This is a genomic window from Campylobacter sp. RM5063 (assembly GCF_024723655.1).
GTDB lineage: Bacteria > Campylobacterota > Campylobacteria > Campylobacterales > Campylobacteraceae > Campylobacter_D > Campylobacter_D lari_D.
Window position 1 is genome coordinate 1 of record NZ_JANQDA010000017.1, and the last position, 18,812, is coordinate 18,812.

Below are 18,812 nucleotides of genomic sequence, written 5' to 3' on the forward strand. Positions count from 1 at the left end.
CACACTCCATCAACGCTTAACTCATAAGCTTTTTTTAAATTATTATCTAAAACATCAAGTAAAAATAAAATTTTAGAGTCAAACATATAAAACTCAGCCATTTTTGAGGCAATTTTTGCTAATCTCTCATCTTCTATTAAAATATATTTTGCTCCTAGTGCATTAGAAAGTAAAATTTCTTCCTCATTCTTGGCATATATAGCAAAATCTATTTTTTCCTCTTTTGCACTTTTTATATTTTGTTCATTATAATTAAAACAATTTACATTTGTTTTGATAAAAATATTTTCATAATGACTAAATTTTTGCATATTTATCAAAGAATGTCCAAAAATTAACATAGTTTTTCCTTTATCTTTAAAAGACAATAATTCCTAAAGCCTTGATTAAAAATTTGATAATCTTTCAATTCTTGCAATTCATCATAAACTTCACTTCCTTTATAAAGCAAAAATAAAGTATTTTTATCATAAAAACCATTTGAAATTTCTACCAAAGGTTTTACATCCATTAAAGCTCTTGAAGTAATTAAATCTACTTTAAAAGGTGGATAGTTTTGTAATTTTTCTTTTATGATATTTACATTTATCAAATTAAGTTCAGTTTTAACCACCCTTAAAAATGAGGTCTTTTTAGCGCTAGGCTCAAAAAGAAAAAATTCATTATCTTGCAAAATACAAGCTAAAAATAATGCAGGAAAACCAGCCCCGCTTCCAATATCAATGATCTTTTTTTTATTACTCAAATCATAAAAATCTAAAATTTTAACACTATCAATAATATTTTCATCTATATTTTCAAAATGAGTTAAATTATGCACAGCATTAAATTTTTCTAACAACTCTTTATAAAGCGTGATTTTTTTAAAAAAATCATCTTTATTTGCAAAATCTTTTAAAAAATTTAATTGCTCTTCGTATTTTTTCAATTTAGATGTCCCATTTGTGTATATTTAATTTCTAAATAATCTTTATTAAAACGATTTGCTTTTATTAAAATAGGCACTCTTAAATTAATTTTTTCTTTTAATGAATTTAGTTTTTCAGGATTATTAGTTAAAAGGTTAATTTTAGAAATCTTATAATGCTTAAGTATAAATTCTACTATTTCATAACTACGCTCATCTGCCTTAAAACCTAATTGATGATTTGCTTCTATGGTATTAAAACCCTTATCTTGCAAAGCATAAGCATTAATTTTATTAAAAAGTCCTATACCTCTTCCTTCTTGCCTTAGATAAATCACCATACCACCATGCTCTTGAATGTATTTTAAAGAAAAATCAAGCTGTTCTCCACAATCACATTTTAAGCTTCCTAAAACATCCCCTGTTAAACATTCTGAATGGATTCTAATATTAACTTCTTTTTTCAATTTTCCTTTAAAAATACAAAGATGTTCTTTATCATTTTCTTTAAAACTTTGTATATTAAATTCCCCAAAACGAGTGGGGAGTTTTGCTATTTCAGAAATTTGAATAGTCATTATTTTACTTTACCTTTTTTATAAAAAATATGCTAGAATTTAAACAATTTTAACAAACAAAAAGGAAATTTATGTTTAAACGCTTTAGAAGATTAAGACTTAATGAGAATATTAGAAGCTTAGTAAAAGAAAATACCTTAAATTTAGATGATTTAATCTATCCACTTTTTGTTATCAATGGTGCTAATATTAAAAATGAAATCACGTCTATGCCAGGTGTGTTTCAAATGAGCTTAGATGAAATTTTAAAAGAATGTGAGGAGTTAATTAATCTTGGTATTAAAGCGATTATTTTATTTGGCGTGTTAGAAAGTTCCAAAAAAGATAGTTGTGGAAGTGATGCATTAAGCGATGATGGCTTGATTGCTACAAGTCTAAGAGCTATTAAAGCAAAATTTCCTGATTTGGTAGTAATTACCGATCTTTGTTTTTGTGAGTATACTGATCATGGGCATTGTGGTATTATTGATCCAAAAAGTAAAAGCGTAGATAATGATTTAACTTTAGAAATTTCAGCCAAACAAGCTCTAATTCATGCTAAAAACGGTGCAGATATGATAGCACCAAGCGGCATGATGGATGGTATTATTGAAACTTTAAGAAAAACTTTAGATGAAAATGGTTTTGAAAATTTACCCATTATGGCTTATTCTACTAAATTTGCTTCAGCCTATTATGGGCCTTTTAGAGATGTGGCTGATTCTGCACCAAGTTATGGAGATAGAAAAACCTATCAAATGGATTTTGCCAATGGTAAAGAAGCCTTATGTGAGAGCTTAGAAGATGAAAAACAAGGTGCTGACATCTTAATGGTAAAACCAGCACTTGCGTATTTAGATGTAGTAAAAGATATAGCAAATCATTCTAAACTTCCACTTTGTGTGTATAATGTAAGCGGGGAATATGCTTTGCTAAAAGCAGGTCAAAAAGCAGGTGTGATTGACTATGAAAAAATAGTGCTTGAAACTATGCTTGCTTTTAAAAGAGCTGGAGCTAAGCTTATCATAACTTATCATGCAAAAGAAATTGCAAAATTATTAACAAATAAGGAGTGAGATTGAATAGTCTAAGCAAAAAAAGCTCTCAAGATGTAATCAATGAATTATCTAATCATTTGGGCATAGAAAAATACAATCAAACTATATTTCATCTAACCCACATTAACGATAAAGAAAAAAAGTTAAGTCTAAAAAATGGCCATAATTTAGCACCCGAACCATGGTTTATAGTAGATGAAAATGATGAAGTTAAAACTATGTTTTCTGTAAAAACTCTGATTGAGTTTTTACAAAGTGCCAAAAAGATACAAAAGGATAATTTTGAACTTAAACTAGAAAAGGCTATCTATCAACAAATTCCTATTGACTTTAATGATGTATGGATAGTCGCAATGGATGAGATTAAACATCAAGTTTCCAAAGGTATAAAAGAAGTTAATATTGATTTAGATCAATTAATCAGCAATATTCATACAAAACATCCTAACTTATTTATAAACATGAAAGAAATGATGCAAAAAGGCAAAAAATGAGAGATTATAAAAATTTTGTTAAATACTCCAAAGCAGGACCTAGATACACTTCTTATCCTACTGCAGTAGAATTTAACACCCATTTTAAATATGAAGACTATATAAAAATTTTAAAACAACAAACAGCACAATTATCTTTATATTTTCATTTGCCTTTTTGCAGGAGTGCTTGTTATTTTTGCGGTTGTAATGTAATATATACCGCAAAAGAAGAAAGTAAAGAAAGGTATTTAAATTATCTTTTTAAAGAACTTGATCTTTTAACAAATACCATTGACACACAAAGAGAAGTAGCTCAAATGCATTTTGGTGGTGGTACACCTACTTTTTTTTCTGCTAAACAATTGCAAAGTTTGATTTTTAAAATAAAAAGCATTTTTCCAAATTTTACCCAAGATAGTGAAGTAAGTTGTGAAATTGATCCTAGATTCTTAAATGAAGAACAAGCTGATGTTTTAATTCAAAATGGCTTTAATCGCATTAGTTTTGGCGTGCAAGATTTTAACGAAAAGGTTCAAAAGGAAATTCATAGAATTCAACCTTTTGAACTTACCAAAAATGCAGTAGATATGGTAAGAAAAAAAGGGATAAATTCAGTAAATATGGATTTAATTTATGGCCTTCCTTATCAAAGTCTAGAAAGTTTTAAGCAAACTTTAGAAAAAGCACTGCTGATTAATCCCGATCGCTTTGCTATTTTTAATTATGCACATGTGCCTTGGCTTAAAAAAAATATGAGAAAATTTGACGAAAACACTCTACCAAGTCCTGATGTAAAACTTCAAATTTTAGAATATTGTGAAAAATTTTTAACTCAAAATGGTTATAAAATGATAGGAATGGATCATTTTGCAAAACCACAAGATGAACTTTTTAAAGCCTTAGAAAATGGTAGTTTGCATAGAAATTTTCAAGGCTATACTACAAAAGGCGGAACTGATTTAATCGGGATTGGCCTAACAAGTATAGGCGAAGGTAAAAGACACTATATGCAAAATTTCAAAGATATGCCAAGCTACGAAAAGGCTATCGATGAAGGTCGATTGCCTTGCGAAAAAGGTATTATGCTTGATGATGATGATGAACTAAGAAAAGCTGTTATTATGGAACTTATGAGTAATTTTGCTCTTAATATAAAAAATATTGAAAGTAAATTTAAGATTGATTTTTTTGAATATTTTAAGCAAGATTTAGAAGAACTCCAAAAACTTAATGAATTTATCAACATAGATAAAACTCATATCAAAGTTAATGAAACAGGAGTACTTTTAATCCGTAATATTGCTATGTGTTTTGATAAATATTTAAAACGCATTAGCGAAGATAAAAAAGTTTTCTCTAAAACGGTTTAATATGTTAAATGTTAATGAAATTTCTAATGCTTGCGTAAAATGTGGAAAATGCATACCAGTTTGCACCATACATGAAATAAATCGTGATGAGAGTACTTCCCCTCGTGGCTTTTTAGATTTAATCAGTGCTTATGAAAACCAAGAACTAGAGCTTGATAAAAATCTTAAAAAAATATTTGAATCATGTTTTTTGTGTACAAATTGCGTTGAAGTTTGTCCAAGCCATTTAAGAGTGGATAGCGCTATTGAAAAAGTGCGTTACGATATAGCACAAAAATTTGGCATTGCTTGGTACAAAAAACTTGCTTTCTTTTTTCTAAGACGCAGAAAAATTCTAGATATTTTAGCAAGATTTGGTTATGTTTTCCAAAGCTGTGCTTTTAGTTTACAACATAAAAATTTGGGAATGAAAGCTAAATTTAACCTACCTTTAATTAAAAAAGATCGCTTGCTTCCTTCTTTAGCTAAAAAAAGCTTTCTAGCTTCTAATCCTGATTTCATAAATAATCAAGGTGAAAAAACCATAGGACTTTTTATAGGCTGCTTGTCAAATTACTCTTATACAAATACGGGCTTTGCTTTGCTTGAAATTTGTAAACATCTTAAAATCAATGTTGATTTATTAAAAGATCAATCTTGTTGCGGTGCTCCTCATTATTTTACTGGAGATTTTAAAAGTATAGAAATTTTAGCTAAAAAAAATATCGTTTATTTTGAAGAAAAATTAAAAACTCTAGATTATATCATTATCCCCGAAGCAACCTGTTCTGCGATGATTAATATAGACTATGAACATTTTTTCCACATGCAAAAAGATGAAGAATGGGCTATAAGAGCTAAAAATATTTCTAGTAAAATACTACTTGCAACAAAATATTTTTATGAATATACTAAACTAGAAGAGCTTTTAAAAACAAAGAAAAAATTAAAGACAAAAATTGCATACCACGATCCTTGTCATGCAAGAAAAATGCAAGGTGTTTTTAAAGAACCTAGAGCCTTGCTTAAACAAAACTATACTTTCAAAGAACTTATTAACTCAAATGAATGCTGTGGTTTTGGTGGTGTTAGTATGCAAACTGATCACTATGAAAAAGCTTTGCAAGTTGGTATAAGAAAAGCTCAAAATATACAAAAAAGCAATGTGGAAATTATCAGTGCAGAATGTTCAGCTTGTAGAATGCAAATTTCAAATGCATTAGAGCATGAAAAATCCTCCACGCATTTTTTACATCCATTAGAATTGATAGCAAAAATACTTCAAGATAAAAATTAATCTTGAATTTTTATATCTTCGATATTTGATCTATTTTTTTCTATTAAAATTCTATTTTTTTCTATATTTTCACTATTTTTTTTACACTCGTTTTTCAAGATTTCAATATTTTTATATAAAATTTTTATTTTTCTCTCGTAACGATTTATCAATAAAAATACTATAAATAAAAATAAAATTAAAATAGCCCAATTTAAAAATGCCATATTTGCCCTTTCTTTAGATATATTAACACTTTTTATCTTAAACTAAAATTCTTTTCAAATTTGGAGAAAGTTTGACTAAAATTTCATAGTTGATAGTATTAAAAAAACTAGCCATAATACTTGCATCATTTAAAACACAAATTTCATCTTCATCATTCTCACAAGAAAAACTATCCATAGACATTTTTCCAAGCAATTTCTTACCATTAGGAAGAAAAAAATCTTGTTTTCCATCATAACGCAAAAGCCCATCTGCATAACCTAAATCATAAGTTGCTATTTCAAGATCTTCTTTTGCATTATATACACCACCATAACCAACACTTTGACCTTTTTTCAACGCTCTTTGGCTTAATTTTTCAGCCCATAAACTTAAAACTTTGCGTAAGTCTTTATTAAAATGCGCATAGCCAAATTGCACAAGCCCTACTCTACAATACTCATCGCACCCAAGCTCGCTTGCTCTAAACAATGCTTCAGAATTATGTGAATGAAATATAAGCTTTTTAGCTTCATCACAAAGCAAAGTATATATTAGCTCTTTAGCTTGTTTAAATTTTTGTTTTTGCACAAAATAACTAGCATCTATTTCATCACTTCCTGCAAAGTGCATCATCACTCCATGAAGTATTAAATTATTACTTTGTAGTTCTTGTATCACTTCTTGAATTTCTTCAGGTATAATTCCATTTCTATGCATATTTGTATCTACAACTAAATGAATTTTTATATTTTGCTTAAATTTTTTAATATCATTTTTATCATTTAAAGCATAAATAAATTTTTCACTTTCATTGCCATGTGGATGATGGGATAAAATTAAGATATTATCAAAAATATCTTCAAGCTCTTTTGCTTCAGCTTCATTTTTTACCGCTATAAAATTTATACCTTTTGCTCTAGCTATAGGAGCTAAAAGCTTAGCTCCATGTCCATAAGCATTATCTTTAAAAACGCATATTACTTTTTGATAACCTCCTGCTTTAGAGGCTATTAAGTCAAGATTATACTCATAAGCCAAACGATCAATTTTTATATATGCCATTATTGTTCAGCTAAAATTTGCATTTTATCTTCAACTAGCTTAACATAAAGGACTTTTTCTCCTTTGAATTTATAGTTAGTGCTACGATAGTCTTCATAAAATCCTATTCTAAAAATTTTCTCATTTTTATCATTTGGATAAGGACTTATGCTAAGATCTGAAAATTTAATGCTCTTTTTTTCTCTCTTTGCAAAAATTCTTTCTTTATTTTTTGCAAATTGCTCATAAGTGGATTTATTATTATGTTTAAAAATTTTTTTATCATAAAAAGATAAATACTTATTTATATCACTTTTTTGCCAACTATCTTTCCAGGCAAATAAATTAGCTAGTAAAATCGCTATTTCATCATGAGTTGCTCTTACTTTATTTTTCTCTTCTGTCATTGCATAAGATTTTCTATCAGCTACTAATTTATTAAAATCTTCCAATAAATCATTATGCACAGCAATACAACCTCTAGTTTTATAAGTATCCAAGCGTGTTCCATCTAAAGGATAGCCATGAATCCAAATACCACCACCTGTTTTACCCAAAGTTTTATCTAAAACATTTGGGTAAGTTGTTGCAAATGCAAATGGGCCATAATATGGATCACCAGGATAAAATTTCTTTCCAAGTTCGTAAAAACCTATTGGAGTTTTTAAATCCCCTTCTACTTCTTTATCTCCAGCTAAACCTGTTAAAACATCCCTTTGGATAAATTTCTTTTCTACTTTTCCATCATTGTAGTGATAAACTCTAATAATTTTATCACTTTTATTTGTTAAAACTATTGCAACATTTTCCTCATAATATCCTAAACTAATATTTTTGTCTTTTATCTCATCAAGCCAAAAATCTTTTTTACTTAACTCTTGCTCCAATACCCTTTCAACTGCATCAATACCTTCGTTTAGATAAATTTTTGCAAGATTATTTGCATTTGCAAACACAGCCAAACTAAACAATGCTAATATAATTTTAAACAATTTTCACCTTTCTATTAAAAATTAAAACAACAAAGAGCTAATTATAATATTTTTACAATAAATATATTTTTAATTTTTTCCGTGTATAATGTTTACAAATAACCAAAAACAAAAAAAGGAAAAATAATGAAAAAATTACTTAGTTTAGCCATATTAAGCACTTTTGCTTTTTCAAATCAAATTACTATAAATGATCCTTATGTAAGACAAACTCCACCTAATTCTAAAACAACGGCATTTTTTTTAGAACTTAAAAACAACTCCAACAAAGATATTAAACTCATAAAAGCTCAAAGTTCATTAAGCGATACAGCTGAAATTCATGATCATATTATGAAAGATGGTAAAAAAATGATGGTTCAAATTCCTCAAATCACAATAAAAGCTAATTCAAGCACTGAACTTAAACCTGGTGGGATGCACATTATGATACTAAATCTCAAAGAAAATATCACACCGCAAACAAAGGCCAATCTAACTCTTTATTTTGATGATAATAGCACAATTGAACTAAAAGATATCAAGTCAAGAAGCATTAAAAAATAATGAAAAATCTACTTGTCTTTGCCTTAGCTATAGTCTTTGCTATATGCGGGGCTTATTTTTACACCAATTCATCAAATACCGGAAAAAAGAGAGAATTAATTACCACTTTAACACCTCTAACATGTGATCTAAACATTCAAGAATGTGAATACAATTTTAAGGATAAAAAAGTCTTAGTAAATTTAAATCCAAAGCCTATTACTACATTAAATGAGCTTGATTTAAATATTACCAATTTAGGTGAGTTTAAAAAACTTAATGCTAGGGTTTATGGACTTAATATGTATATGGGAGATATTGTTCCACAATTTAAAAAAATAAACAATACTTATCATGCTAAATTAGTTTTAAGTTCTTGCACTCTAGATATAATGCGTTTTAGAATAGAGCTTTTTGATGATGAAACTCCACTAGGTTTTTATTTTGACTTTGATGTAAAGAGGTAAAATATGAAAAAAATAAATATTTTTTTATTAATTGTGGTAATTTTTGGAGTATTTTTTATATCTGTGCAGTATTTTGAAAACAACAAATACAATTTTCACTTAAATTCTGAAAAAGGCATACTTAGTCTAAAAGATTTTATCGGTAAAAAACTAATTGTATATTTTGGCTATACATATTGTCCTGATGTCTGTCCTAGCGAGCTTGCCTTGATTGCTAATGTTTTAGAAAAAATGCCAAATAAAGAAAAAGCTCATGTGATATTTATCTCACTAGATCCAGCAAGAGATAGCAACTTAACTCAAACTAGCCAATGGGTTAAGTATTTTTACCCAAATTCAACTGCATTGGTTGCTAAAGATGAAAAAGAATTAGAAAAAGTTACTAAAAATTATGGCGTAGTATATGAAAAAATCAATCTTAAAGATTCTGCTATGGGATATTCTATAGCACATAGTGGCGAATTTTATTTGATTGATGAGAATGGAAAATTTATTAAAACCATTAAAGATATTAGTTATGAAAGCTTTTTCAATGAAATTCAAAAATTCTTAAACGAATAAATTTCTCAATTTATTCGTTTCTTAAAGTATCTAAAATATCTACTTGTGTTGCTTTTTTAGCAGGATAATAAGAAGACAAGCTCACAATCATAATAGCACCAAAAATCGTAGTACAAAAATCAACAAAAGAAAGCTCCAAAGGTAGCTTACTCATGCCATAAACATCACTTGGTAAAGAAATAATGTCAAAATTTCCAAGTATCCACAAAGCAATAGCTGCAAGTATCACACCTGCTACGATACCACTTCCACCTATCAAAAATCCTAAAGAAAAAAATGTTTTTTTAATCTCTAACTTACTAGCTCCTAAAGAAAGCAACAAAGCTATCTCACTACGACGATTCATTACTATCATTAATAAAGAACTTACTATATTTAAACTTGCGACCAAAATAATCAACATCAATACTATAAACAAAGCTCTTTTTTCTAAAGCTAATGCTGCAAAGAAATTTCCATTTTGCTCCCACCAACCTATACTAGCATATCTTGCACCCAAGAAAGCTTCAATTTGTTTAATATCCTCAAAAGGCTTATTTGAATATACATGTACCCCATCATAACTTCCTTGGGGATATGACAAAATCTTAGCTAAAGCTTTTACATCTGTATACATATAAGCTTTATCATAAGCTAACAAACCTGAAGAAAAATCAGCCATAACATCAAATCTTTTAACTTTTGGAATAAGCGAAAGTCCGCTTGCATTAAGATTGGAAAAAATTAAGGTAATTTTTTCATTATAATCAAGTCTAAATTCATCTTTTAAACCCTTACCAATTAAAATATCAAAATTATCTAATTTTTTATCTTTTAAAGCTTGAGCTACTACCTCATTGATCTTTTTTTCATCTTCAAAATTAACCCCAAAAAGCATACCGCCTTCCAATTTTAAATCATTTCTTGCTATAACCTGAGTAGTAATATAAGGGCTAAATAATAAATTTGGAAATTTGCTTCTTAATTCTTGTAATAATTTATCATCTACATTTGCTCCAAAACGCGGTAATATAGTGATAGGGTAATTCATAGTAAAAAGTTTTCTCTCAAATTCTTTATCAAAGCCATTCATAATGGCCATTGCAACTAAAAGCACACAAAGTCCTATACTTACACCTAAAAAGGCTAAAATTTTTGAAAGCATAATAAAGGGTTGATCTTTATCAAAACGCAGGTATTTAAATAATAAATAACGAGGGATACTTTTATACATCTTTTACTCTTAATATTTTTTTAAGTATTTTAACTTGATTTTTATAAAAGCAAGCTTTGTATTTATTTAAGATAATATACAAAGGCACTATTATCGTGAAATTCAACTATAAATCTTAGTGGCAAAATTCTCACATAAGTTTCACTTTGCGCACTTGCTTGTTCACTTTTTACAAAGTCTTTTACATCTATTTTTGAGTTAAAAAAGCAATCAATTAAATCATTTTTGTGAGCATTTAAAAAGTTAAATTTATCCAGCTTTGTCATCTTTTCTTCAGCCACCATACCAAAATCATTGCGTATTAAAGACTTCAAATCACTTGGTGTATATGCTAACTCACAAGCATATTCTAAATTTTTATTTTTACTTTTAGTCATAGCCATAGAAATAGTTTCATTTTGATGATAAAGAATAAAATTTTTATTAGAAAGTTCTGCCCAAAATATAAATTCATCTTGGGCAGTAGCATTAAAAATTATGAGGATTAATAAGCAAACAATTCTTTCCACTTGTCAGCATCAATTTTAAGTTCTACATTTACTCTATAAAGACCATCTTTAAAGTCTTGATCTACAACACTTGCATTTTTAATCAAACCATTTACCTGTGCTGTAATAGTTGAGCTTTTAAGCATTGCATCTTTTACTGTATCTTTACCATTAACTCTGACACCATACAACTTACTTGCTAATTGTCTATAAGCATCGGTAATTGCCGCTCTTTTAGCTAAAGCTAAAGCTTGACCAACTGAAACCGTATTTAAAGGAGCAATACCCTCACCCACCGCTGTAAAAGTTAAATCATTGTCTGTACTTGTATCATTTGCAAGCATTTTTTCTTCTCTAATGATGTTACGCACATCATCTTTATCAACTTTTTGAACCACAACATCAGAATTTGCTGCTTGAGTCTGATTTGGATTCACACCTCTTTGATCTAGTGCACAAGCACTAAAACCCAAAGCTAAACAAAACATAAAAATAACTTTTTTCATTTTTTACACCTTCAATTTATTTGATTTTATTAAAACAGCAAAAAGCATTCCAATAATTTTACTATTCTAAATTTAAATCCATATTAGTTTCAGCATCTAACTCCTCATCTTCTTCTTTAGGACACTTAGCAATGCTTACAACCTCATCATTTTCAACATTAACAACAATTACACCACTTGTATTTCTACCTGCTTTTCTAATGCTTTGCATATCAACGCGTATCATCTTACCACTGCTTGTTAATGCCATTAAATCCATACTTTCATCAACTATGACTATACCGATTAAATCTTTTGTTTTGGCAGTAAGTTTCATACAAATAACACCCTTACCACCTCTACTTTGAAGTCTATATTCTCCAGCATCAGTACGCTTACCTATACCTTTTGCACTTACGCTTAAGATTTCTTGAGCGTCATTTTCTATAACAACAGCACCCACAACCTCATCATCTTTTTCTTTAAATTTAATCGCAGTTACCCCTCTACTTACACGGCCAATCTCTCTAACTTTAGCAAGTGGGAATTTAATACACATACCTTTTTTAGTAACCGCAAAAAGCATTTTACCAACGATAGTATTATCAAGCTCTTCATTAGGTTCAAGCATTTCATTTTCTAAATTTTCTTCATAATTTTGATCTTGTGTTTCGCTTTCATCCCTTGCTACGATAATTGCAGTAACAAGTTCATCATTTTCATCTAGATTAATCGCTTTTACACCCACGCTTCTAATGTTTTGATATTCACTTAAATTTGTGCGTTTTACAATACCATTTTTAGTAAAGAAACACAATGATTTACTTTCATCAAAATCAGTGGTTGGAATAATTGCCATGATTTTTTCATCTGCTTGTAGATTAATGAGATTAACCACAGCTTTGCCTTTAGCAGTTCTACTTCCTTCAGGAATTTTATAAACCTTAAGCCAATAAAGCTGTCCACGATCAGTAACAAACATCAAGGTATCATGTGTATTTGCCGTAAAGAAACTTTCTATAAAATCATCATCATAAGTTGTAACTGCAACCTTGCCTTTACCACCGCGTTTTTGTTTTTCATATTGCTTACTTGGAACACGCTTAATATAGCCACGATGAGTGATAGTAACTACCATATTTTCATTTGGTATTAAATCTTCTATATCAATATCATCATAGTCATCTTCAATTTGAGTAATTCTTGGTACATCAAATTTTGTTCTGATTTCTTTTAACTCATCTTTGATTAAATTTTCAAGCAAAGTTTCGCTTTTTAAAATTTGATCAAGCCTCTCTATTTCTGCTAATAATTCCCTTAATTCATTATCAATTTTTTCTCTCTCAAGACCTGTTAAACGGCCTAATTTCATATCTAAAATAGCATTAGATTGAAGCTCACTTAGACCAAATTTTTGCATTAATAAATTTTTAGCCGTTGGGTTATCAGGAGAGTTTTTAATCAAAGCTATCACTTCATCAATATTATCTAGTGCAATTTTTAAACCTTCTAAAATATGTGCTCTAGCTCTAGCTTTTTGCAACTCATAAATAGTTCTTCTAATAATTACAGTTTTTCTATGATTTAAGAATAAATTTAAAAGCTCAATTAAAGAAAAAACTTTTGGCTCTTTATTATGTATAGCAAGCATAATCACACCAAAAGTACTTTCCATAGTGGTAGATTTAAAAAGATTATTTAACACAATCTCACTCATAGCATCGCGTTTTAGCTCAATTACCACGCGAATTCCTTCTCTATCACTCTCATCTCTAACTTCAGCAATACCTTCGATTTGTTTTTCTTTGGCAAGTTCAGCGATTTGCTCTATTAATCTTGCTTTGTTAGTTTGATAAGGAAGTTCATCTATAACGATAATATCTTTATTAGCTCTTTTTTCTATATGGGTCTTTGCTCTTACTTTTACCCTACCACGACCTGTGCGGTATGCTTCTATAATACCTTTTTTACCAAAGATAATACCGCCGGTTGGAAAATCAGGTCCTTTAATAAATTGCATTATTTCTTCTAAACTTGCGTTTTTATTATCAATTAAATAAAGCAAACCATCAATAAGCTCATTTAAGCTATGCGGAGGAATATTGGTAGCCATACCCACTGCAATACCACTTGAACCATTAAGCAATAAATTTGGAACCCTAGCAGGTAAAACATCAGGCTCACTCATAGAATCATCATAATTTGGTATAAAATCAACCGTATCTTTTTCTATATCACGCAAAAGCTCTTCAGCTAAAATCGTCATCCTAGCTTCAGTATAACGCATCGCAGCAGCACCATCGCCATCAATAGAACCGAAGTTTCCTTGTCCATCTACGCTTGGATAACGCATAGAAAAATCTTGCGCCATTCTTACTAAAGCATCATATACAGCTGTATCACCATGTGGATGATATTTACCGATTACATCACCCACTATACGCGCTGATTTTTTGTATGCACTACGACTTCCAACACCTAAATCATTCATAGCATATAAAATTCTTCTATGAACAGGTTTAAGCCCATCTCTAGCATCAGGTAAGGCACGGCCTATAATAACACTCATAGAATAATCTAAATAACTACTTTTTATAGAACTTTCTATATCTATATTTTCAATATCTGAATCTTTAGTAAAAATATTTTCCATAAAAATCCTTAAAATTAATGCCTATATTGTATCAAATTTTGCATTAGCCAAAACTAAAGCAAAAAGCACTTCAATATTATTTTTTTCTAAAAGCTCTTTTGCCTCTAATAAACTTAATCCAGTAGTTATCACATCATCTACTAAAATTACAGGATATTTTGGACGCTTTAAAAGCTTATAAGATCTTTTATTATCTTTACGAAATTTCAAACTTTTACCACTATATTTAAATTCTGAACTAGCTTGCAAGGTGTGATACATAGGTTTTATAAATTTAGTATTTAAGTATTTAGTTAAAATAGCAGTATGAGAGTAATTTTTATATGTTTTATCATCTAAAGCTATAGCATTAATTTTACAAGATGGTTGAAAAAAATCCTCAAATTTAGCAAAACTCAATTTTGCCAAAGCATTTAAAACAAAATAGCCTTGAAATTTGTGTTTAAAATAAATCAAATGCTTAATTTGCTCATATTGATAAAAATAATAAACTTTAAAATTTCCCTCAAGTTCTCTTATACCTAAAGAATATTCTAAAAGCTCTTCCTTGCAAGCTGGACAAAAACTCGCAAAGGAAAATCCATGGCAATTAAAACACCTCACAAAGAGCTGATAATATCTGCAGATTTATTAGCCACTTGTTTTATAAGAAGCTGAGTGAAAAAAGGTAGATCTTTGATATTATAAAAACCTTTAACTTCTTGTTTGGTTTTAATATTAATAGTTTTATTGGTATTAATATCTTTTAGTGTCAATTGACTAGCAATAATTGAAAATAAAGAACTAGAATCAAATTTAGAATAAAAATCATTAAAACTTAAATCTACTCTTAAAACATAAGGAGAATCTTGTGTATCTTCTACTACAACTATACCTCTATTTTCTAATTCTTCTTTTAAAAACACATAAAAATAATAGTTGAAATTTTCATTGATGTAATAATTACTTCCATTAGAAGAAGAATATTTTAAATTCTCATTTAAATCATATACCCTATGAATATAAACTTTTTTTAAGGAAGCACTTTTATCAATTGTTCTTTTATTTGTGCAATACTTAAGTCCCACATCACTAATATACACAAGGCCTTTAATTTTTGCTTCATATGCTTTAGAATCAGAAGGATTATAACATTGTGCTTGAATTTTTATAAGCTCATTAACTTTTGCAACACTTTGATTTTTAGAATTTACAGCACATGCACTAAAAAATAAAGCTAAAACAAATACAAATACTTTTTTTAACATCTTTTTTCCTTAGAATCATCTTTATTATTTTATGATTTTTAATTAGCAAAAATTATACCAAAAACAAATAAATTTTACTAAAACTTACTTTTTTTCACACAAGAATAATTTTATTGAAAAAATTTTATACAAAAATTGATATTTAAAAGAAAATTCATTTAGAATATGTTACAAAACTGCAATATTTTAAAGGAGTTGTTAAATGAGTTCAAATACAAAAACACTTATAGTCGTTGCTGATTTAGTGTTATTTATCGCTTTGCTTTATTTTTCCCCTTTTGGTGAAACTAAAGTAAACCAAGGTTTATCTTTGTTAATTTTTATTGCCGTTTTATGGCTTAGTGAGGCTTTGCATGTTACTATTACAGCTATTTTAGTACCTGTTTTAGCTGCTATTTTGGGATTACTACCCACCGCTAAAGCTTTAACAGGTTTTGCTGATTCTAATATCTTTTTATTTTTTGGTGGTTTTGCTTTGGCCGCAGCTATGCATCATCAAAAATTAGACAAACTTATTGCACATAAAATTTTAACATTAGCAAAAGGGCATTTAGGCCTTTCTAGTTTGTATATTTTTATCACTACTGCATTTTTATCCATGTGGATGAGTAATACCGCAACAGCAGCTATGATGCTTCCACTTGCTATAGGTATGTTAGCTTCACTTGATCCGCAAAAAGATAGAAATACTTATGTTTTCATCCTTTTAGGTATAGCTTTTAGTGCGAGTATAGGTGGTATAGGCACCATAGTAGGAACTCCACCAAATGCAATCGTTGCCACTCAATTACACATTACTTTTGCACAATGGTTAAAATACGGAATTCCTATTGTTTTAATTTTCCTACCTGCAATGATTTTAATTTTATACTTTATGTTTAAACCTAAATTTAATCTACAAGTTGATTTACATACTGAAAATATAGAACTTACAAGACCTAGAATCATCACTTTAATAATCTTTTTAGTCGTTGCACTATCTTGGATTTTTAGTGGTAATATCAGTCCTATCATCACAAGTATTTTTGGACACAAAATAGCAAATCTTGATGCGATTATTGCTTTATTGGCTGCTGTTTTAGTATGTGCTTTTAAAGTAATTGATTGGAAAAATATACAAAAAAATACCGATTGGGGTGTATTAATGCTCTTTGGTGGAGGCATCACTCTAAGTGTAGTATTAAGAGATTCTGGCGCTAGTAAAGTAATGGCTGATACTATCATTTCATTTATAGAAAATGGACATTTATTTATTATAGGTTTAATTGTGGCATTTTTTATAGTATTTTTAACTGAATTTACCTCAAATACTGCTTCAGCAGCCTTACTTGTGCCTTTATTTATCTCTATAGCAGATACTTTAGGTGTTCCTGCTTTAGGACTTGCTTTAATCATTGCTATTGGTGCTTCTTGTGCTTTCATGCTACCAGTTGCTACACCACCAAATGCTATAGTTTTTGGTACAGGACATATTAAACAACAAGAAATGGTAAAAGTTGGGATTATATTAAATATCTTTTGCTCAATCGCACTTGCAGTAATTGCATACTTTTTCTGGCTATAATCTTTTAGTCCTTTTGGACTAAAAGATCTTTACACTTTAAAACATAGTTTTTTACATCTTTACTTTTATACAAAGCTTCTCTTATACATACGCCTGCTAAATTTAAATCTTTTAAGTGATTCATAGTTTGGATATTTATCCCACCTATGGTATAAATGGGTATTTTTGAAACTTCTAACAAATCTTTTAAATTTTTTATACCCTTTGGTGTTAAATCAGCCTTACATGAGCTTTCAAATACATGTCCGAAAAAAGCATGATTTACTTTAAACTTACAAGCTAAATCTAATTCTTCTTTAGAATGGATAGAAGTACCCAAAAGCTCAAATTTTTTATAACTTTGTGGGTAATTTTGTAAAATTATTAAGGGAGCATGAAAAAATTGATGATTTAATTTTAAACAAGCTTCATAATGATAATGCAAAAAGCAAATTTTTTGAGTTTTATTAAAAATTTTTAATACTTCTTTGGCTAATTTAGTATATTCTAACTCATCCAAATGTTTTTCTCTAAGCACTAAAGCATCAATACTACTTTGACTTAGTTTTTCAATAAAATTTAAAAAATCTCCTTGGGTATTTTGACTATCGCTAATAGCAATGATTTTTTTATCCCACATAAATACTATCGCTCATTATAGCTTGCAAATTTGCATTTTTTAACATAGCTAAAACCTCATCAACACTACGCATATCACTAATTTGAAACTGATCATCACCTTTTTTATTACCTTGGTGCTCACCTACCCCCACGCTTACACCTGCACTCATTTTAGTAGCTCCAAGTTTAATAACCCCGTCTCTAAATCCTGCTCTTTCACGCGTAGAAATCGTAATACTTGCAAAAGGTAAAAATAATCTATAAGCACATAAAACCTGCAAAAGCCTTGTTTCACTTACATCTTTTGGATGAATTTTTTTATTATTGATAATAGGTCTTAATCTAGGGATAGATAAAGCTATTTCAGCATGAGGGTATTTTTGCTGTAAAAAATACGCATGTAAAGCCGTAGCAAAAGCATCTTTTCTAAAATCATCCACGCCAAGTAAAGCTCCAAAAGCAACCCCTCTCATACCTGCTTTTAATGCTCGCTCTTGTGCATGAAAACGATACTCAAATACACTTTTTTCACCTTCAATATGAATTTTAGAATAAGTTTTTTGATTATAAGTTTCTTGATAAACACTTACATATTCACAACCCTTTTCATGAAGCAATGTATACTCATCTACATTCATAGGATAAACTTCAATTCCCACGACCTTAAAATACTCTTTTGCTATCTCGCAAGCTTTGGCAAGATATTCTACGCTAGCATATTCCCTGCCCTCACCTGTTAAGAGTAAAATTTCTTCCAAGCCACTTTTTTTAATCTCTTGCATTTCTTTGTGAATTTCAGCCTCGTTTAGCTTAGCTCTTTTAATATTATTTCCTTTTTGAAATCCACAATAAGTACATTTGCTATTACAAAAATTAGAAAGATATAAAGGCGTAAAAAGCAAAATGGAATTTCCAAAATATTTTTGAGTAATCTTGCTTGATTTTTGTGCTAAATCTTCTATAAAATCTTCTGCTGCGCTTGAAAGCAAAGCTTTCAAATCTTCTATGTTAAGATAATCTTTAACTAAAGCTTGTTTTACATCAAAAGCGCTAAATTTACTTTCATCAAAATTTTCAACTTCTTTTAAAACCTTGGTTAAAATTTCACTTTCAATACTTTGCATATGAGGATATTTTTGCATT

21 protein-coding genes and 1 pseudogene are annotated in these 18,812 nt (G+C 29.0%); 8 read left to right on the forward strand and 14 right to left on the reverse strand.

The genetic code is table 11. The features are described 5' to 3' along the window. The 3 genes from CAMP5063_RS06400 to ribA form a co-directional block, all read right to left on the reverse strand. On the reverse strand, positions 1–341 hold a 341-nt coding region (locus CAMP5063_RS06400), incomplete at its 3' end, for a hypothetical protein (protein ID WP_337195026.1). Continuing rightward, positions 335–928, reverse strand: a complete 594-nt coding sequence (gene rsmG / locus CAMP5063_RS06405; RefSeq protein ID WP_337195027.1) for a 16S rRNA (guanine(527)-N(7))-methyltransferase RsmG — start codon at positions 926–928, stop codon at positions 335–337. The genes CAMP5063_RS06400 and rsmG, both read right to left, overlap by 7 nt. Beyond that, a complete protein-coding gene (ribA, locus tag CAMP5063_RS06410) occupies positions 925–1,485 on the reverse strand; it encodes a GTP cyclohydrolase II (RefSeq protein ID WP_337195028.1) in 561 nt (186 codons plus the stop codon). The genes rsmG and ribA overlap by 4 nt, the downstream gene beginning before the upstream one ends. Before the next feature lie 71 nt (positions 1,486–1,556). Here ribA and hemB point away from each other — a divergent pair, with 71 nt between their 5' ends. The 4 genes and pseudogenes from hemB to CAMP5063_RS06430 all read left to right on the forward strand — a co-directional run bounded on the left by hemB (position 1,557) and on the right by CAMP5063_RS06430 (position 5,644). Continuing rightward, a complete protein-coding gene (gene hemB, locus CAMP5063_RS06415) occupies positions 1,557–2,540 on the forward strand; it encodes a porphobilinogen synthase (RefSeq protein WP_133319823.1) in 984 nt (327 codons plus the stop codon). 2 nt (positions 2,541–2,542) lie between these two features. Further along, positions 2,543–3,026 (forward strand): annotated as a pseudogene (locus CAMP5063_RS06420) (DUF2603 domain-containing protein). Continuing rightward, positions 3,013–4,368 carry an oxygen-independent coproporphyrinogen III oxidase gene (gene hemN, locus CAMP5063_RS06425; protein ID WP_263659633.1) on the forward strand — a complete coding sequence of 452 codons (1,356 nt, stop codon included), beginning with the start codon at positions 3,013–3,015 and terminating at the stop codon, positions 4,366–4,368. The pseudogene CAMP5063_RS06420 and the gene hemN overlap by 14 nt, the downstream one beginning before the upstream one ends. 1 nt (position 4,369) lies before the next feature. After that, positions 4,370–5,644, forward strand: a complete 1,275-nt coding sequence (locus CAMP5063_RS06430) for a (Fe-S)-binding protein (protein WP_263676567.1) — start codon at positions 4,370–4,372, stop codon at positions 5,642–5,644. Here the strand turns inward: CAMP5063_RS06430 and CAMP5063_RS06435 are convergent. Genes CAMP5063_RS06435 through CAMP5063_RS06445 form a run of 3 tightly spaced genes read right to left on the reverse strand, consistent with a single transcriptional unit; the run spans position 5,641 to position 7,866 of the window. Continuing rightward, entirely contained in the window at positions 5,641–5,850 is a 210-nt protein-coding gene (locus CAMP5063_RS06435; protein WP_133319819.1) for a hypothetical protein, read from the reverse strand. The two genes, CAMP5063_RS06430 and CAMP5063_RS06435, sit on opposite strands and share 4 nt — an antisense overlap. Before the next feature lie 37 nt (positions 5,851–5,887). Further along, positions 5,888–6,895 carry an alanine racemase gene (locus CAMP5063_RS06440; protein WP_337195030.1) on the reverse strand — a complete coding sequence of 336 codons (1,008 nt, stop codon included), beginning with the start codon at positions 6,893–6,895 and terminating at the stop codon, positions 5,888–5,890. Further along, entirely contained in the window at positions 6,895–7,866 is a 972-nt protein-coding gene (locus CAMP5063_RS06445) for a L,D-transpeptidase family protein (protein WP_133319817.1), read from the reverse strand. The genes CAMP5063_RS06440 and CAMP5063_RS06445 overlap by 1 nt, the downstream gene beginning before the upstream one ends. 126 nt (positions 7,867–7,992) lie before the next feature. Here CAMP5063_RS06445 and CAMP5063_RS06450 point away from each other — a divergent pair, with 126 nt between their 5' ends. Genes CAMP5063_RS06450 through CAMP5063_RS06460 form a run of 3 tightly spaced genes read left to right on the forward strand, consistent with a single transcriptional unit; the run spans position 7,993 to position 9,419 of the window. Beyond that, entirely contained in the window at positions 7,993–8,412 is a 420-nt protein-coding gene (locus CAMP5063_RS06450) for a copper chaperone PCu(A)C (protein ID WP_133319816.1), read from the forward strand. Beyond that, positions 8,412–8,858 (forward strand): hypothetical protein, encoded by a 447-nt coding sequence (locus CAMP5063_RS06455; protein WP_133319815.1) that lies wholly within the window; start codon positions 8,412–8,414, stop codon positions 8,856–8,858. The genes CAMP5063_RS06450 and CAMP5063_RS06455 overlap by 1 nt, the downstream gene beginning before the upstream one ends. 3 nt (positions 8,859–8,861) lie before the next feature. Continuing rightward, entirely contained in the window at positions 8,862–9,419 is a 558-nt protein-coding gene (locus CAMP5063_RS06460; RefSeq protein WP_263659637.1) for an SCO family protein, read from the forward strand. 10 nt (positions 9,420–9,429) lie between these two features. Here CAMP5063_RS06460 and CAMP5063_RS06465 read toward each other — a convergent pair whose 3' ends face one another. From CAMP5063_RS06465 to mapA, 6 genes are all read right to left on the reverse strand, one after another. Then, positions 9,430–10,632, reverse strand: coding sequence for an ABC transporter permease (locus CAMP5063_RS06465; protein WP_263666831.1), 1,203 nt, complete (start codon positions 10,630–10,632; stop codon positions 9,430–9,432). Positions 10,633–10,694: 62 nt separating this feature from the next. After that, on the reverse strand, positions 10,695–11,141 hold the full coding sequence (locus CAMP5063_RS06470; protein ID WP_133319812.1) for a hypothetical protein: 447 nt from the start codon (positions 11,139–11,141) through the stop codon (positions 10,695–10,697). Beyond that, positions 11,117–11,626 (reverse strand): LPP20 family lipoprotein, encoded by a 510-nt coding sequence (locus tag CAMP5063_RS06475; RefSeq protein WP_133319811.1) that lies wholly within the window; start codon positions 11,624–11,626, stop codon positions 11,117–11,119. Before CAMP5063_RS06475 ends, CAMP5063_RS06470 begins: the two co-directional genes overlap by 25 nt. 61 nt (positions 11,627–11,687) lie before the next feature. Beyond that, positions 11,688–14,258, reverse strand: coding sequence for a DNA gyrase subunit A (gyrA, locus tag CAMP5063_RS06480; RefSeq protein ID WP_337195031.1), 2,571 nt, complete (start codon positions 14,256–14,258; stop codon positions 11,688–11,690). Positions 14,259–14,279: 21 nt separating this feature from the next. Further along, complete coding sequence (locus tag CAMP5063_RS06485; RefSeq protein ID WP_133319809.1) at positions 14,280–14,861, reverse strand: ComF family protein; 582 nt, start codon at positions 14,859–14,861, stop codon at positions 14,280–14,282. Further along, on the reverse strand, positions 14,858–15,505 hold the full coding sequence (mapA, locus tag CAMP5063_RS06490) for an outer membrane lipoprotein MapA (protein WP_220567296.1): 648 nt from the start codon (positions 15,503–15,505) through the stop codon (positions 14,858–14,860). The genes CAMP5063_RS06485 and mapA overlap by 4 nt, the downstream gene beginning before the upstream one ends. A gap of 202 nt (positions 15,506–15,707) precedes the next feature. Here mapA and CAMP5063_RS06495 point away from each other — a divergent pair, with 202 nt between their 5' ends. Beyond that, the gene (locus tag CAMP5063_RS06495) at positions 15,708–17,069 is read left to right on the forward strand and encodes a DASS family sodium-coupled anion symporter (RefSeq protein ID WP_133319807.1); all 1,362 of its coding nucleotides are present in this window, start codon (positions 15,708–15,710) and stop codon (positions 17,067–17,069) included. A 4-nt stretch (positions 17,070–17,073) separates the two neighbouring features. On the opposite strand, the gene CAMP5063_RS06500 is transcribed toward CAMP5063_RS06495, so the two are convergent. Together CAMP5063_RS06500 and thiH are read right to left on the reverse strand one after the other, a co-directional pair. After that, complete coding sequence (locus CAMP5063_RS06500; RefSeq protein ID WP_337195032.1) at positions 17,074–17,688, reverse strand: thiamine phosphate synthase; 615 nt, start codon at positions 17,686–17,688, stop codon at positions 17,074–17,076. Further along, the gene (gene thiH, locus CAMP5063_RS06505) at positions 17,678–18,811 is read right to left on the reverse strand and encodes a 2-iminoacetate synthase ThiH (RefSeq protein WP_337195033.1); all 1,134 of its coding nucleotides are present in this window, start codon (positions 18,809–18,811) and stop codon (positions 17,678–17,680) included. The genes CAMP5063_RS06500 and thiH overlap by 11 nt, the downstream gene beginning before the upstream one ends. Position 18,812: the final 1 nt, after the last annotated feature.